The 17,709-nt window shown below is 40.9% G+C and carries 9 protein-coding genes; 3 read left to right on the top strand and 6 right to left on the bottom strand.

Translation table 11 applies throughout. The features are described from left to right. Positions 1-170: 170 nt before the first annotated feature. The 3 genes from J576_RS17695 to rpsO all read right to left on the bottom strand — a co-directional run bounded on the left by J576_RS17695 (position 171) and on the right by rpsO (position 4,081). Complete coding sequence (locus J576_RS17695; protein WP_001198553.1) at positions 171-1,382, bottom strand: magnesium transporter CorA family protein; 1,212 nt, start codon at positions 1,380-1,382, stop codon at positions 171-173. Positions 1,383-1,466: 84 nt separating this feature from the next. After that, on the bottom strand, positions 1,467-3,554 hold the full coding sequence (gene pnp / locus J576_RS17690) for a polyribonucleotide nucleotidyltransferase (RefSeq protein WP_170318156.1): 2,088 nt from the start codon (positions 3,552-3,554) through the stop codon (positions 1,467-1,469). 257 nt (positions 3,555-3,811) lie between these two features. After that, positions 3,812-4,081, bottom strand: a complete 270-nt coding sequence (rpsO, locus tag J576_RS17685) for a 30S ribosomal protein S15 (protein ID WP_001229357.1) — start codon at positions 4,079-4,081, stop codon at positions 3,812-3,814. 212 nt (positions 4,082-4,293) lie between these two features. On the opposite strand from rpsO, the gene J576_RS17680 reads away from it, so the two are divergent. Beyond that, complete coding sequence (locus tag J576_RS17680) at positions 4,294-5,592, top strand: EstA family serine hydrolase (RefSeq protein ID WP_002156935.1); 1,299 nt, start codon at positions 4,294-4,296, stop codon at positions 5,590-5,592. Positions 5,593-6,309: 717 nt separating this feature from the next. Here J576_RS17680 and recD read toward each other — a convergent pair. From recD to J576_RS17665, 3 genes are all read right to left on the bottom strand, one after another. Further along, the gene (gene recD, locus J576_RS17675; RefSeq protein WP_002157036.1) at positions 6,310-8,061 is read right to left on the bottom strand and encodes an exodeoxyribonuclease V subunit alpha; all 1,752 of its coding nucleotides are present in this window, start codon (positions 8,059-8,061) and stop codon (positions 6,310-6,312) included. Between the two features lie 108 nt (positions 8,062-8,169). Then, positions 8,170-11,868, bottom strand: coding sequence for a UvrD-helicase domain-containing protein (locus J576_RS17670; protein WP_002156950.1), 3,699 nt, complete (start codon positions 11,866-11,868; stop codon positions 8,170-8,172). Positions 11,869-11,871: 3 nt separating this feature from the next. After that, complete coding sequence (locus tag J576_RS17665) at positions 11,872-15,507, bottom strand: exodeoxyribonuclease V subunit gamma (RefSeq protein WP_002157019.1); 3,636 nt, start codon at positions 15,505-15,507, stop codon at positions 11,872-11,874. A 170-nt stretch (positions 15,508-15,677) separates the two neighbouring features. On the opposite strand from J576_RS17665, the gene J576_RS17660 reads away from it, so the two are divergent. Next, positions 15,678-16,190 carry a hypothetical protein gene (locus J576_RS17660; protein WP_002157034.1) on the top strand — a complete coding sequence of 171 codons (513 nt, stop codon included), beginning with the start codon at positions 15,678-15,680 and terminating at the stop codon, positions 16,188-16,190. A 179-nt stretch (positions 16,191-16,369) separates the two neighbouring features. Continuing rightward, a complete protein-coding gene (locus J576_RS17655) occupies positions 16,370-17,689 on the top strand; it encodes an MFS transporter (RefSeq protein ID WP_002157024.1) in 1,320 nt (439 codons plus the stop codon). The last annotated feature ends 20 nt before the right edge of the window (positions 17,690-17,709 follow it).

Below are 17,709 nucleotides of genomic sequence, written 5' to 3'. Positions count from 1 at the left end.
GATGCCGCCTTTTGGACTGCGGTAACAGGGATGTACCGTCAGTCCAATAAAGGGGTTTTGTTACTTTTGCCCAGTCAAAAGTAAAAATGCCTATATAAAAAAATATCTAATTAGACCCTATAGTTGAGGCAATGCTAACCAAACAACTTTGTCATTTTTGGAAGTCTTTATTACTTTAACCGAGTAATCTTTTCCACTTCCTTCAAAGTCTGCTTAATCGGTTCATATTCCAAAAACCAAAACAAATTCATACGATCTTGGCGATGCTGCTGCGCCAGTAAATCAATCACACTTTTTTCACCGCGCCCTACTAAATGCTGTCGATAAAAATAATAGAGCAATAAAATGGTACTGAGCAGCATAACTCCAAGCATAATCCAAAAACCTACTGGCGATTTAAGCCCCGGAATAAACTCAAAGTTCATCCCGTAAATACCAGTTAAAAGCGTAAGCGGCGCAAACACAGCAGTAATAATGGCAAGAATACGCATGTTCTCATTGGTCTGGTTAGCAATTGCCGAGAAATGCAAATCTATTGCCGATTGAATCGCACTACGTAAACGCAAGGTATGTTTTTGAATACGTTCAACATGACTCATTAAATCATTTAGACGCACTAATAAAAGGTCTTGAGAACTATGCGTCTTCTCACCAATAACATGATGATAGTTTTCTACAATTTCATCACGAAACTCTTGTAGGGTTTCGATTTGTTCTTCACACAAGTTTTCGACCTGCTGAAACGCCATATTTTCATGAAACAGTTGATGCCACTGTTTAAAACGCCGATTCCCTTGTAATAGCTGTTGTTGCCAATGCTCGACCCTTCTAGTCAAAGGTGAACGAATATCAAGATAGCCATCCACCATACTATTGAGCAGGCGTAAACATAGATCTACAGGTGAATTAGGCAGCTTACGGGTTTTATTTTGCTCTTCGAGAGTTTTACATAAAATATTTTCAAGGCGCTGAATATAATTTTCAATCGACTTGTTGCCCTGCTCACGTACGCTAATGAGTACTTTAGGCGTAAAAATAAAACTGATCGGTGTGGTAGCTAAACCAAATACACTCTCATGTGATTCGCCATTTTTAATTTCATCATCCGGCGTTACGAGCTTTCTAAAAATAAGCAGGTCGTATTCTTCAAGCGTATCAAATGCACAAGGATGTTCGATATTCGCAATATCTCGCATATGAAACTCATTAATGGATACATCTGCAAGTTGCTGAATTTTTTGTTGCCATTCTTCATTCTGACTCACAACATCCGATCTCACACTATCAATCCAGAAAAACTCCAGAATATGTTCAGTGTGCTTTTCACGGCTTAAAAAAACATAGCCGTCGCTTTGATGACGATAAAAATAATAAACCTGCATACCATGTCGATCTATTGGTGTATTACTTGCATCATGCCATAAAAAAAGCCCGCATCAAGCGGACTTTTTTAGTGAGTTAAGCAATTATGCTTGCTCAATATCTTTCATAGTCAATTTGATACGACCACGGTTGTCAACATCAGCAACTTGTACTTTCACTTCCTGACCTTCTTTAAGAACATCAGTTACGTTCGCAATACGCTCATTAGAGATTTGCGAAATATGAAGAAGACCATCAGTACCTGGCATAATGTTTACGAATGCACCAAATTCTACAATACGGATAACTTTACCGTCGTAGATTTTACCTGGTTCAACTTCAGCAGTAATCGCTTGGATTTTTGCAATTGCAGCTTTAGCAGCAGCTTTAGTTTCACCAAATACGCGAACTGTACCGTTATCTTCAATATCAATAGCAGCTTTAGTTTCTTCAGTAATTTGGCGGATTGTTGCACCACCTTTACCAATTACATCACGAATCTTGTCCGGATTAATTGTAATTACTTCGAATGTTGGAGCATGCATTGAAATTTCAGGACGAGCGCGTGAAATTACTTTGTTCATTTCATTAAGGATGTGCATACGACCAGCAAATGCTTGGTTTAACGCAACTTCCATAATTTCTTCAGTAATACCTTCGATCTTGATGTCCATTTGAAGTGCAGTAATACCGTTTGCAGAACCTGCTACTTTAAAGTCCATGTCACCAAGGTGGTCTTCGTCACCTAAGATGTCTGAAAGTACCGCAAAACGATCGCCTTCTTTCACTAAGCCCATTGCGATACCCGCAACTGGTGCTTTAAGTGGAACACCTGCATCCATAAGAGATAATGACGCACCACATACAGAAGCCATTGAAGATGAACCGTTAGATTCAGTAATATCAGATACAATACGAATAACGTATGGGAAGCGGTCAGCAGCAGGAAGAACAGCTTGAACACCACGACGTGCTAAACGACCATGGCCAATTTCACGACGCTTAGGACCAGACTCACGACCTGTTTCACCTACAGAGTATGCAGGGAAGTTGTAGTGCAACATGAAGTTGTCAGTTTTAGTACCAGAAAGCGTATCAACCATTAACGCATCACGAGTATTACCCAAAGTTGTTGTTACTAACGCCTGAGTTTCACCACGTGTAAATAATGCAGAACCGTGTGCACGATCTAATACGCCAACTTGAACGTCGATCGCACGAACAGTTTTAGTATCACGACCATCAATACGTGGCTTACCAGACAAGATGTTGTCACGTACTGTACGGTATTTAAGGTCTTCAAATAATTCGTTTACTTCGTCAGCAAGACCAGTTTCGTCATTTTCAGGAACGAACTGAGCTACAGCTTCTGCATAAAGTGCATCTAATGCTGCATAACGATCTTGTTTAACCGCAATCGTATACGCTTCAGAAATTTTAGCTTCGAAAGCTGCTTTTAATTGCTCACGAAGTGTTTCATTTTTAGCTGGAGCAACCCAAGTTGATTCCACTGCACCGGCAGCAGCAGCAAATTCTTTAATTGCTTGAATCGCGATTTGCATTTCGTCATGACCGAAAAGCACAGCACCAAGCATTTGGTCTTCTGAAAGTTCTTTTGCTTCAGATTCAACCATTAATACAGCCGCTTCTGTACCAGCAACCACAAGGTCAAGGTCAGACTGAGCCATTTGTTCAAAATTCGGGTTTAAAACATATTCGCCGTTAATTAAACCAACACGTGCTGCACCGATTGGGCCACGGAATGGTGTACCTGCAATTGCTAATGCAGCAGAAGTACCTAACATTGCAGCAATATCAGCTTCCATAGTTTTGTCAGAAGAAACAACTGTTGCTGTTACTTGAATTTCGTTGAAGTAACCTTCTGGGAACAATGGACGAATTGGACGGTCAATAAGACGTGAAATTAAAGTTTCAGCTTCAGAAGCACGACCTTCACGCTTACCGTAACCACCAGGGATACGACCAGCTGCATATTGTTTTTCTTGATAGTTAACTGTTAACGGGAAAAAGTCTTGACCCGCTTTTGCTTTAGATTGAGCAACAACTGCAACTAAAACAGTTACGCCGCCCATTGTAATTAAAACTGTATTTGCTTGACGTGCAACGCGACCCGTTTCTAAAACGACTTGATGTTGACCGAACTGGAATTCTTTACGAACGATGTTAAACATTGACATGTATTGTATTTTCCTAATTTTATTCTAGTGAGACCCCTAAGGTTTGGCATTCAGACTACAACTATTGGTAGATAAATGACAAAGCTTAGAAGCCATCACACTAGACCAAAACTTTTAAATAATATTAAACGCAAAGAAGGAGCGCACAAGCGCCCCTTCTATAAATCGCCTAACGATTGATTAGGCGAAACTTTCTTTCCAGAAACAAAGCATAGCAACATGCGATAAACCGAAAACAAAGCAAAATCGAATTAACGACGTAGACCTAAAGCACCGATCAAAGCAGTGTAACGCTCGTGGTCTTTACCATTTAAGTAGTCAAGTAATTTACGACGTTGGTTAACCATACGGATCAAACCGCGACGGCTATGGTGGTCGTGTTTGTGAGCTTTAAAGTGACCTTGTAAATCATTGATTTGAGCAGTCAATAAAGCTACTTGTACTTCTGGTGAACCAGTGTCGTTTTCAGCGCGAGCAAATTTAGCAATGATCTCTGCGCGGTCTGCATTAGTTAAAGCCATTCGATTTCTCCGAGATGCTTAAAAAATAAAATGATATGAATCAGTTGAGCGCAACTGACTGCCGTGCATCACTACAGCAAGTTGCCTATTTTAAGGTATCTATATATGGATTGCAAAATTGTTTTCAGTTACCTGTCATTTTAGACACTGACATACGCATCCGAACCCTGCACACTTGAACGTCAATAAAAAGAAAGAAACGCGAGGGACGTGTGAAAATATTTTCGACCAACACCTGTCCAGTACCAGACGATATTGGATCGGTCATTCATCACAAAGATGAGGTACCTGCCGAACAAGGTGGAATGAGTGAACGTCAGGTTCAAAAGATCTGGAAAAGTATTGAGTCACTCTATAAAACCGGGAACTATCCGCTCATTACTTTTTGTTTACGTAGACAGGGGAAAATTTTATTAAATCGAAGCATTGGCTATGCTCAAGGGAACTCTCCAGAAGGTTTGCAAAATAATGCCCTCATCGCAACGCCGGATACTCCTGTTTGCTTATTTTCAGCATCCAAAATGATTACTGCTATGTTGATTCATCTTTTAGATGAAAAAGGTGAAATCAACTTACTTGACCCCGTCAGTTATTACATTCCTGAATATGGTGTAAATGGGAAGCGCCGTGCGACCATCTTTCATTTGTTAGCACATCGGGGAGGCATTCCTTATGTTGATGGAGAAGTCACTCCTGAACTGCTTTTTGATAAAGATGAAATTTTAAAGCGCCTATATGCAGCAAGACCTGTTTCTCCAGCAGGAAATCACCTCGCCTATCATGCAGTAACGGCAGGGTATATTTTAGGTGAAATTATTGAGCGAGTCACAGGGCAAGACCTTCGCCAATTTGTGCATGAGACCATCGAGAAGCCGATGGACATGCCTTATTTCAACTATGGTTTGAAGCCAGAGTATCGCTCCAAAGTTGCACTCAATTGTGCAACAGGTTTACATCCTCGCTTAGGAACAGATCATTATTTAAATCATGTACTAGGTGGCGGCTTACAACTCGCTGTAGATGTGACCAATGATAGCCGCTTTATGGATACCATCTGCCCTGCTGGCAACATTTATACCAGTGCCGAACAAGCTGGACGCTTCTTTGAAATGCTTTTAAGTGGGGGAAGCTACCAAGGCAAACAAATTTTAAGTGAGAAAACAATTTTTAGAGCAACTCTACCGACCACAGGAGTTAACATTGATCGAACCTTATTAATACCTATGCGTTATGCACTAGGTCCCATGCTCGGTAGTAATCCAGTAGGTTTATTTGGTCCAATGACTGGACAAGCTTTTGGTCATCTCGGCTTTTCTAATATTTTATGTTGGGCCGACCCAGAGCGAGATATTAGCGTTTCACTGTTAACCACTGGAAAGTCCGTAGTAGGCACTCACCTTCCGGCTCTAGCCAACTTGCTCTATCAAATTTCTAGCCAATGCCCACGAATTCCTAGAGATCAGCGTCGCTCATTGTTTGGTAGCGATTCACATGAAACAGATCTAGTCTAAATCGTAATAACTTAGCGCTAAAATAAAAAACCCAAGCATTTCTGCTTGGGTTTTTGGCGCTGTAGTTCTTGTTTATCGTGTTTATCGCTGTTCTTATTGTTATGTGTGAGATGCTTTCCACATCCTTCTTCTCGTTTTACTCACTTCCGTTATTTTTATTTCTATTTCCTTATGTGATGTATTTTGTCATATCCAATTATGAAGAAAAGTAGTATTTTTCTTATCATCATGTAAGCGAAAACGCACAGGTCTGTCTAATATTTAGCGTTTATCTGTAACAGCTAAATAACGTACGGTTCTGTATAACATTTAACTTAACAATTCACGCGAAAAATGCCCATTTAAGAATCATATTACAAATAAATATATTAATATGCTTGAGTTAAATTATTGATAATCAGAATAAGAAATAGCACGACGCAAACCAGGGGTTATTTAATTTATTTAACGTGATAAAAACTCAGAATATAAAAAAGCCCTGTAGTCTCTCCCAAAACTACAAGGCTTAGCGGCTGTAAGTTTCCTCTTTATTCACCTACTTCATTGTAAGTTCGCAGTCTCTCGACTTAAGTTGTTATTATTGTGCGATTTTGCCCGACATTCCTTGCCAAGCTCGTTGTGCGTTTATAATCTCAAAAACAGGGTATGTTCTCTAGCAGCAAATATCTCGAATCCATGTAAGCTTTTTCTTACAAGGGTAAAAATATTAAGTTTGCCTTAACGAACTAACCGATTAACTTTTTCAACTAAACCGCTTTTTCTGGTCGTACGAACTGTAAAAGATTGTAATAAAGCCTCTGGATGAACCAACAGACTGACCACTTTTTTCGCTCGTGTAATCGCAGTGTAAATTAACTCTTGGCTTAACAAATTCTTGGCAGCCTGATCGAGAACAACAGCAGTATGTGTAAATTCAGACCCTTGCGATTTGTGAATGGTTAAAGTAAATGCACTTTGAATACTTTTAGGTAATCGGTTTGCAGCAACCCACTTATTTAAACTTGGGAAATAGACTTCAAACTGTTGAGGCTGGGTTCTGTGTTCAAAACATAAACCAATGTCACCATTTGAAATACCAAGCTGATAATCGTTATAAGTCATCATGACCGGACGGCCTACATACCATCCTCCTAAAGTCACAATACCTAGCTGTTGTTGTAACCAGCGTTCGGCATATTGATTAAGTTGCTGCAAGCCAAATGGCCCATGACGAACTGCCGTTAAAATACGGTAGTCATCGAATGACTTAACAATATTTTCAATATGCTCAAGTGATCGATCATCTTGTAAATAAGCTTTTAAGCTTTGCACATAGCCTTGAAAACCCACCATCAATTTTTGGTAGTAAGTTTCTAGTGCTAGAGATGACTCTGCGGGTAAGTATTCAAGCTGAACCACATCGGGCATGTCGGCTTCTAAAGGTATTGAACGTAACTCTGAAACTTGAACAATATCGACTTCAAATTGTTGTAAAACTTGCTCATGGTTGATTTGACTGGTTTGCATTTGAATAAATCGGGCAACCTGACCAATCAAAGCCCCTTCCGCAAAACGACGGCTGGTTTGAAGGTGAACACGGTTTTCAGACAACGTCTCGATTTGCTGTAAATCTGCAAGTACTGCTCCAACATCTACTGAAGCAAGCTGGTTGGCATCGCCTAATAAAATAATTCGACAAGACTCAGGGACAGCTTCAAATAATAACGTTGCCAGATTTAAATCCAGCATAGAGGCTTCATCCACCACAATAACGTCATAAGGCAACGGCTGTTTTTGATTAAACCGTGGAGTTTGACTATGCCCCATACCTAATAACCGATGGATAGTTTGGGTACTTTGGTTTCTTAGCTCATCACTCATTAGCCCCGACTCAAGCAGTTTGGGATCATTAAACGAGTTTTGTAAGGCTTCTTGCATACGCTGTGCAGCTTTACCCGTCGGAGCAGCCATTGCCACACGAATATGCGGAATTGCCTGACTAAGCACAGCAATAATACGAGCCAGCGTATAAGTCTTACCTGTACCCGGTCCACCTGTAATAATACTTAAGCTCTGCCGAGTCACCATTTGCAAAGCAGCTTGCTGATGAGGATCAGTTAATAAGTCTAAATGCTCTTCACATGAAACAGGTTGAATTGGTTGTTGCTTTAATCGGCGAATTTGCTCAGCTAGACGTTGCTCTAGGTTCCAATATCGGTATAATGCCAACCCCTGCCCGTCGTGGACACAAGGGGCAACTTGAGACTTTGCTTGTTCAGCAGATATCACCAGTTGGCCAAGTGTTTCTATTTGCTCTGGGCTAATCTCAATACAACTGTCACCCTGCAAGCTCGCTTCAATTAGCTGCTGCAAAAAATAAGCTGCCTCTGGAGCTTGTGTCTGTGCAGTAAACGGGGCTTGATTTAGAAAGGTACTCCAAGTCATTAACCAGCTTAAATCGCTTTGTTCAGGGCTATTTAGATTGTCCACACACTTATCCACCTAGTTTTCCACACGCTTGTCCACATGGTTATAGACAGGCTTATCCACACCCCAAGTATTTGTTAAATCTAAAATTAGATCATTTATCAGCATTTTTTATGCAATTTTATCCTCAGCAAAGTACCCTAAAATAGCATCGAGTCGTAGAACAAATTCTGTACTTGGCTGCCAATAATAATAACCTTGCTCAGCTTCGCCATTCATACCGCGCAAGTAAAGATAAGTCGCCCCACCTAAGTGTTGTTCAATATCATAATTCTGCATTTTGACTTTTAAATAACGATGTAACGCAACCAAATATAGACCCGCTTGTAGCCAATAGCTGGCTAAAGACATACTTTGTGCAATGCCTTCTACACTGTAATCAGCAAGGTTTTCACCCAAGTAGTTACTCTTATAGTCAGCAATGTGATAACGCTGCCCATCAAAATAAACCAAGTCTATCGAACCATTTAAATAGCGTGCAGAACGAGCCTCTAATAACTCTGGCATTTCCATACCATATTCAGCAAACAGCTGCTGAATACGTTTCATGGCTAACACACGATCCGACAGTGCCAAATAAAAAGGACACTCTGATAAATAGTGCTCTGGCTGTAACCGATTTAGGCGAAAGCCTTGATATAACGGCGTGCTTAAAATCTCTTGCAACCATTCGGCCACAGCGTGATAAAGCGAGTATTCCGCTTCTTGTTCTTCGGGAAAGCTTTCTTGGTATTTGATTAATAAATCTTGCCACAAACTACTGTAGTCATTTTTAAAACGACGGCGTATTTCGCTTACCCACTCATCTGAACATTGAAAATCAATATGCTCAAAAATTTCATGTAAGAAATTACCTGCGAGCGTCCCTCTTGGAAAATTGCTTTTGATCCAGCTAATGGGCTGTGCTGTGGCCGTCTCAACAGAAATAACCTGATCGAGTTCATCTTCGGCTAAAACAGCTTCATGGCTCTGACTCGCGAGTAAATCTGTACCTACTTTATGTCTTAAATGCTGTGCCAGATAACTAAAACTGGTTTTGCCTCTTGAATAAAAGCGCTGATCAGGAAAATGCTGTGCCTGTATCTCAATAATATTGATGTGTTGATTTAAATGTCTTGCAGCAGGTGGTTGCTCCAAAATTATTTCATCGGTACAACAACGGTGCTGGAATGGTTCAGCTCTGTTTTTCCAAAATGCCAAACCTGAAACAGACTTGCCATCCGTATCTTGTAAGAGCGCATAAACACGATGACTTGCCCGAGTTAAGGCAACGTACCATAGACGGTTTTGTTCCGCCAAAGCCCGTTCTTCATGCTGCTTCAGCTCGGTTTCGTTTAAATATGTCTTATCGGCAATCGCAACAACACGTTGTGTTAGAGTTTGAGTCGACTCCGGAACCGTTATATCTTGGGTCGAGAAGTTAAGTGTTTTGTTATTTTCCCGAAATGGCTTGTCGGCCCCGAGCAAAAAGACAATTTTAAACTCAAGACCTTTTGACTGGTGAATGGTCATGAGCTGTACGCCAGCTTCACTCGACAATCTACGCTCTAACTCCCATTCACGATCAAGTGGTGATTGTAATTGCTTGAGATACCAGTGATAGAGATTTTGCGCGCCCTGATATTTCTCGCTATGTTGGCTCAAAATTTCGGTCAAATGACGCAAGTTCACCACAACCCGCTCATTATCTTTACTCTGGACAGCAACCAGATTTTTCCAAATGCCAAATTGGTTTAAACATTGCTGCCATGCTACTAAAAAGCCCTGAGCTGACCACAATTCCCGAATAGCATCAAAACCCGTCATAAACTGGCTTAAACCTTCGGCCGTTTGCTCGAGTTGCAACAGCTGTTTAAGGTCCATAGCAAATAAACGGCTAATCAAAGCTCGTTTCACTTTGGCCTCATCGTAAGGATGAAGAATCGCAGTGAGTAAGGCCCCAACATCCTGAGCAATTGTGCAATCAAAAACACTTCGTTTTGATGGCCGGTTAACTCGTATTCCTAAACGTTCTAATTCAAATTGAACTTTATCAAGACCATCATGATTACGCGACAAGACTGCAATATCGTCTTCATTTAAGATTTGAGTCTGGGCATCTTTTTGAAAATAAAGTTGTCCTGCATGTGACTGATTGAGTAAATCACGTATTTTCCAAGCGACTTGCTGTGCTTCCGTTTCCTTGTCTTTTAGCATGAGCCAACGTAAAGGATGCGGATTAGGCTGGTTTTGATCGATTAAAACTGGATGAGGTCGAGTCCCTGCCCGAATCGGGTCATATTGAACCTGTTCACCAAAGTCGATTTGCCTTTGAAATAAGGCATCAACCACTTCAACCAAGTCAGCGACTGAACGGTGGTTATGAATTAACTTATATTCACGACCATGCTTTGCCTGAATATCTTTGTAGGCATTCAAGAAGGTGAGCATATCCCCACCACGGAAACCGTAAATTGCCTGCTTACGGTCACCCACCATAATCATGCAACCTTTTTGGTAACGTTCTGGATGACGCCAAATGCTGGCGAGCATGTCATCTTGGTCTTGGTTGGTGTCTTGAAACTCATCAACCAAAATTAAGGGGTATCGAGCCTGCACAAATACGGCGAAACGTTGCCCCTGCTCACCCTTTAAAGCTTCTGACAAAGTGCGAATTTGCTGAGAAAAAGTCGTCTCGCCCTTGTTTTGTAAAACCTGTGGTAAACGTTTTTTAACCTCTACACACAAATAGGCTTTTAAATAAATATGAAGCTGATCGAACTGTTCAGCATAGTTTTTCAGTACACCAAATAACTGCTGAATCTGCTGAATACAAGGATGCTGATAAAATCCATCTGAAATTTCAGCAGGACATTTCTTGAAAACTTTCTGATCGGCAAGCTGGCCTAAAAACTTAAAAACGAGTTCCCGTTGTACTGCCAGAGACCCATCAAAAACTAAAATACTGTCGCTTTGCTTTAAAACTTGTAATAGCTGTGGCAAACATTCACTAAATAACTTATTAAATGCCCCATTACGAAATATTGTGCCGCTTACATGTTTATAGTGTTCGCCATCAAGCGAGTAATACGGTTCTAGAAAACTGATATCAATTTCTGCTGCCAACTGTTTGAGCTGAGCAAGCTGTTCAAACTGAATGGTAGGCTTTTCGGGAAGTTTAAAATGAGCCGAACTAAAATTCAGTGAGTCTTCGACCAGTTTGACAAAACTGTCGACACTTTTTAACTCACCTGCCAGATACAACGCATCAATCACGGTTTGAGGCTGAGACTGTATCCATTCACGTAAAACATCATGAATCAGTTGTCGGCTATAGGTTTTGGCATCATCGGTAATTTGAGCACGTTCAATTTTGCCACTTTCAAAGGCAAACTCACGTAACAACTTTTGGCTAAAGCTATCGAGTGTTCCAACAAACAGCTCATCCAACTGATCGATAACGAGCTTTAAACGCTCACAGGCATAGGCAATACGTGTCGCAAAATGCTTGAGAACATGTTGGAGTAATAAGTCAGTTTCTTGCTCGGCCTGCAAAAGGATCTCTTTTTCAGTCAAGCTCCGCTTGGCATCTAAATAACGGTGGGTTTCGATCAAACGCGCACGAATCCGGCTTTTTAACTCAGCCGCAGCAGCACGGGTGAATGTTGTTGCAATGACTTGGCCCGGTAAATATTTCTCAAGAAAAATACGAACCATTAAACTCGACAGTGTATAGGTTTTCCCAGTACCCGCCGAAGCCTCAATTAAATGCAGTCCACTAAATTCAATATCAATAATAGGTTGATAAGACACCTGTACTCTTGAGTTCATGCCTTACTCCGAATGTTGAAATTGAAAAACCGGATGATACAGGTCATAGGCAAACTCATCACAAGCATGTTGAAGTAATGCTTGTGCATCTTGTTCTTGCAAAATGAAACGCCAATCTTGATGTAACTTGCACGCTTCATTTTGTGTCATATCGATAGAGGTAAATGTCCCCGTTTCATTCCAGTATTTTAACAGCTCCGCATAGCTCTTCTCATCGAGTTTTATTTTTTCTGTCGGATTTGTTGTTTCCCACTGATATGCCTTAGCTTTTTCAAGTGGTTTTAATAATAAAGCTGCTGGTAACACGAGCGGCTGCTGTTGAGCATAACGCCAGATTTTAAACCACGGTTGTAAATACTGCCGAGCTTGCTCCGAACTAATACCTTTACAGATGACAGTTTGGTCACTAAAAACCACAATACGGCGTCTTTCAGTTCCTGCACTTCCTTCATTTAAATAGGCCAACCAAAGCAGGTACTCTAACCAGACTTTTGCACGTCTTTTTGCCCGAGCACTTGATGCTTCCATGCTGACCCAATCCTGAGTTTCAGATTTTGGCACCGTAATATTCATATGTAGCTGTTTAGCAATTCGCCACACACGCTGAGTCGTTTGTGTCACGGCTGGCGCGTAATGATGAAGGCGCTCAAGCAAGCATTCCTGTTCAAAAATGCCCTGTTGCCATGCACTGTATTGAACTTTGCCTATAGGCAACTGATCAAGTAGAGCTTCTGGCTGTGCCTGCTGTTCATTTTGTTGTAAAAAATGTCGAATGGTATAACGACCCAAACCATCTAAAAGCAGAGGTTCATTCTGATCTAACTCCCCCATCCTTCCTAAATTTTCGACACCCAAGGTTTTTAAATAAAGGCGTGCCGGGAAAGTCACATCTTGTATCCACTGATGGCTATCTAAAACCAGCATGTCAGGTATTTCTAAAGGATAAGATGTATTCGCCCAAGGCTTAAGAACACCGGAAGCTTGCTGAATTTGCATCGCCACATTAAACCAGTGATCTTGATAACGAATATAACTTTTCTCGGCCATAAAACCCTTCGGGTCAAACGGCTGTAAATAATGTAAGTGATAGAGCTGTTTTAATTGAGACGGAATTTCAATGCCTTCAATCACTTCACGGTCAGGTGCATTTGGCTCCGGTTTTACAATAAGCGCAAGATGCTCACGGAACTCTTGAAGAATACTAGAAGGGTCTCTCACCTCACCGTCATTAACATCAAAACCGTTATAAAACAGCCATAAGTTTTCTTGAGCTAAAAGTAAGGCATCCAAGAAAGCACCTTGATCATCCTCAAGACGGGAACGGTCACCTAATTGTTGACGTAAGGCATCCATCAAATCAAATGGCACGTGGGTATCACGGTTAGGAAACTGCCCTGCATCAAGGTTCAACATCACAATTAAGCGATAAGGTAAGGGACGAATTTGTCCAATCTGGGCAAAGGTAATCTGTCCGGTCGGTTCAGCTTGGGCGGTCTGATTTTCTAAAGTTCGCTGAATCTCATCCAGAATATAAGGCAAAGGCAAGGTGATTTTACGTAAGGCGCCTGTTTCTGTCTCGGCATAGTAGCTTGCAAGCGTTAACATACGCTCTTGTTTTTTTACAATTTCCCGCGCAGTTTTTAAAGCAGCCACACCGGCCTGCTCAAACTCGATAATATCTTGCGAGAGTATTTGCAGCCAGTATTCCACCGTATGACTTTTTTTCTGCTCATGCATAATGAGCCAGTCACGGCGCTCATTTAAATCTTGATAAATCTGAATGAGCGTACCAATAAGCTCAAAATCACTCGGTTGGACCTTAGCGTAACTCAGCACCTGATTAAATGTAGCGTGTTCAGGAATTGCTATACCGAGCGCTAACCGCTCTAAAGCAAATTTAAAGCTATATCGATAATCATCATCGCCGTCACATAAGCTACGTTTCAGATGCTCTGCATCAAGCCCACGTTTAAACCCTGCATCAACAAGTAAATTTAAAATTCGCTCTACTTGAGCATATTCAAGTGCATAACGCTGCTGTGTCGCATGCAAACTAAGCCAGTCAGCAAAGTCATCAAAGCCAAATCGGCCTTGCATAAGGTTAATTCGGCCAATTACGGCACGCCATGCATTGAGTGCATCAAGTGAGGCAACACCTGCTATTTTGACTGGCAAATGCACACCTTGCTCAGTTGCTGTAGCAGGGAAAACACTTCGTATTAAAGGTTCTACCTCAGCCAAATTAGGAACTAAAACCAAAATATCATTTGGACGACGCGGCTGTTCATGCGGTTTCGCCAACCAGCCAATCAATTGTTCTTTCAATACTTCAAGTTGCCGTAATGTCGAGTGACAAACATGAATTTGAATTGAGTCATCGTTAGAGGCAAGTTCATATTGCTTGGCTTGGGGCTCCACCAAATGCAAAATATCTGACTGAACTTTACCAAGTAAACTTTCTGGAAAATCATCTACAAAGGCATCCACCCACTTACCTTCTTCACCTGTAGACAAGTTTGAGAGTAATGAGAAGTGGTCGCGGGCTTGTTTCCCTAATCTGGTTAAAAGTGGATGTCTTGACTCACGCGCCTCAGCATTAAAGTTAAGCGTAAACTTATTAAAGAAATCGGCAATTTCCGCATCGGTCGCTTGGGGATTCTTCGCTATAAAACGCTCTTTTACCCCTAAGTCATAGCGCTGTTTCCAGAGTGGGTCGACACTATCGGCCCAATATTCTTGCGAAGGGTTATAGTGCAAAATCAACACATCAATGTATTGCCCTAAACGGCGCAAAAACTGAAGCTGGCTAGGCGGTAAGTCTAGCAAAGTAAAAATAACTATTTGTTCCGGCAAACGAGCCAATGCCTTCTTCTGGCGCTCAGGATGCTCTAACTCTTGCCAAAACAACTCATCAATTTGCTGCATTTGCATAAAATCATCATGAAAATGCTGCTGCCATAACCAGCGCTGCCAACGCTCTAACTCTTGTGTTTGCTGTAAAGTAAATGCCGAAACTTCTTTATCTTTCTGCGCAATATACTTTTCGATATCAAGTGATCGACCTTGTCCCCACGCTGCTAACCAGTTATTTGGACAAGTACAGGTATTTTCACAACCACGCTGGCACTGTCCCCGATAGACCATGTAGTTACTAAATAAATCGGCAACCTGCTCGGCAACCCAATACAACATTTTTTGTTTTTTTAGCTGCTTCTCAATACCTTGTTCGAGTCGATCTGCGCTGTCATAAATACGTTGAACAATAGAATGCAGTGGATGAGAGCCATCTATACTGATCTCATCAGGCTGAATAAATTCTTGTAAGGCTTGATGTACACGCCATTTAAAAATCAAGCGTGGAATATTGGCCTTACGAACCTGTTCCTTATGCGCCGTGAGGACCTGTTGATAGGCATACCACTGAAACCCGCGCACACGTTGGTGGAACTGGTAGTTGGCGCTCATTCCTTGTTGTTCTGCAAGTTTTTGTATCAGCCATTGCTCGATGGCAGGACTTGGCACAATAAAATGCTGGGCTTTCAAAACCTGTAAAGGATGCGTTGAAGGTTGGGACGTAGATGCTAGTACGCCCTGCAATAACACATCAATACGTTGACTTTGAATAACATGGATGCCCATTTATTTCATATCCTACTCGCATAATTTATGCACAAAATCATAAACATTCATTACTATACAACTGAATCCGACTATGTCACGTTGGTTTAAACACAGCATAATCTAACTTTAGGTGTCACTTGCCTTGTGTTTGGAAGACACCTTTAAGGAACCCATTACAGGTAAACATTATGAAAATTGATAACATTCCTGACTATATTGATCCTAGCCTAAATCTGGAACAAATTCGCGATGAGTGCCACGATCTCATTCAAAAAAGAGCTTACGTCTCTGCTGGTGCAGCAATTGTACCCATTCCTTTTTTTGACGTGGTAGTAGATTTGGGAATTTTGTCACAGCTTATTCCCGATATTAATTCCCGTTTTGGTTTAGCGTCTGAACATGTCAGCGTCTATGATCCAAAAACAAAAACCATTCATTGGGATGAATTGCGTAAACGTGGCTTTCAATTTTCAGGTTTTGTGGTCGCGCGTACAACCGTTAAAAAAACCTTTAACGGTTTCTTTGGCAAAATCGTAACGAAACAGGTGACGAAATTTATTCCGCTAGGCGGACAAATTGTTGCAGCAAGTTTAGGTTATTTTATGATGAAAAAAATAGCCCAAACTCACTTAAATGACAGCTACAATCTTGCTAAACGTATCCAACAAAAAGGACGCAGCTCAGCAGTAATTGAGCATTAATATAGTCCTATCATAATTTTAAGGCACATGACTGTGCCTTATTTTTTACTTTTAAAATTTACACAATAAAACAAAAGATATATTAAAAACTTTAATCTTCACTTATTTTTTTAAGTTTTACTAAAGTTTAAAAGTCTATTATTCAGTTTACAATGCCAAATGAAATACGGAGAGCCATTGTGGAATATGGACAATCAACATCCCGTTTACGTGCCATTTTTAATGTGACCAGTGGCAACTTCCTAGAACAATATGACTTTTTTCTCTTCGGTCTGTATGCAAAAGCGATAGGTGAAACTTTTTTCCATTCTGATAGCAGCTACGCCGCGCTAATGAAAACTTTTTTGGTATTTGCCGTTAGTTTTTTAATGCGTCCAATTGGCGCACTCGTCTTAGGTCCATATGTCGATCGAATTGGACGCCGGAAAGGATTGATGGTCACCTTAAGTATTATGGCAATTGGCTCATTGTTAATTGCACTAACACCTGGATATGCCACTATCGGCTTTGCAGCCACTGTCTTAATATTTGTTGGCCGTTTAGCCCAAGGTTTCTCAGCTGGCGTTGAGTTAGGTGGTGTTTCGGTTTACTTATCTGAAATTGCGGAACCACATAACCGTGGTTTTATTACCAGTTGGCAATCTGCCAGCCAACAAGTTGCTGTAATTTTTGCTGCTACATTAGGCTATTTAGTCAGTCTAGCCTTTACAAAAGCGCAAGTTGATGCCTGGGCTTGGCGTATTCCATTTTTTGTCGGCTGTGCAATTATTCCGTTTATATTCTGGTTACGTAAATCCTTAGCCGAAACTGAAGCTTTTTCATCTCGAAAAGAGCATCCAACTACTAGACAAATTATGTCAACACTTGCAGCGAATTGGAAAATTGTAGTTGTTGGAATGTGTATGGTTGCAACAACCACAACCATGTTCTATTTCATTACAGTTTATACCCCAACTTATGGAAAAGAAGTCCTACACTTAACAAGCACAGAAAGCTTATTTGCAACAGTGATGGTGGGAGCAAGTAATTTTATTTTATTACCTATTGGTGGTTATTTATCAGATAAAATTGGCCGAAAGCCATTATTAATCACCACAACCATTTTAATTTTTGTAAGTGCTTATCCTTTATTAAGTTGGCTAACTCAGAACATTAGTTTGGCACACATGTTAATTTCACTACTATGGCTATCTCTGCTCTATAGTTTCTATAACGGCGCATTGGTTGTTTCCCTAACTGAAATGATGCCAAGCTCCGTAAGAATTGCTGGTTTTTCTGTAGCGTATAGTCTTGCCACTTCTATATTTGGTGGGTTAACACCTATGATTGCCACATATCTTGTACAAGAATCTGGCAGCAAAAGTATGCCTGCTTTCTGGTTAATGTTTGCCGCAATCATCAGTTTGATTGCAACGCTTATTGTATTTCGCAATCGACAAACTCTTGCTACAAAATCCTCTTCAATTGAGGATCAATTTGTACAACCAACAGTTCAATAATATTCAAACAGTTAAAGGAG

The organism is Acinetobacter sp. 766875, from assembly GCF_000582055.1.
GTDB classification, from domain to species: domain Bacteria; phylum Pseudomonadota; class Gammaproteobacteria; order Pseudomonadales; family Moraxellaceae; genus Acinetobacter; species Acinetobacter nosocomialis.
Note: the sequence above shows the minus strand (reverse complement) of the source record. Positions and strands in the feature narration are given on the sequence as shown.

What these genes read in the sequence shown, in the direction of transcription:
- rpsO (WP_001229357.1), bottom strand. Translation starts at nt 4,081, where the DNA reads ATGGCTTTAACTAATGCAGACCGCGCAGAGATCATTGCTAAATTTGCT.
- pnp (WP_170318156.1), bottom strand. Translation starts at nt 3,554, where the DNA reads ATGTTTAACATCGTTCGTAAAGAATTCCAGTTCGGTCAACATCAAGTC.
- J576_RS17665 (WP_002157019.1), bottom strand. Translation starts at nt 15,507, where the DNA reads ATGGGCATCCATGTTATTCAAAGTCAACGTATTGATGTGTTATTGCAG.
- J576_RS17670 (WP_002156950.1), bottom strand. Translation starts at nt 11,868, where the DNA reads ATGAACTCAAGAGTACAGGTGTCTTATCAACCTATTATTGATATTGAA.
- J576_RS17695 (WP_001198553.1), bottom strand. Translation starts at nt 1,382, where the DNA reads ATGCAGGTTTATTATTTTTATCGTCATCAAAGCGACGGCTATGTTTTT.
- J576_RS17660 (WP_002157034.1), top strand. Translation starts at nt 15,678, where the DNA reads ATGAAAATTGATAACATTCCTGACTATATTGATCCTAGCCTAAATCTG.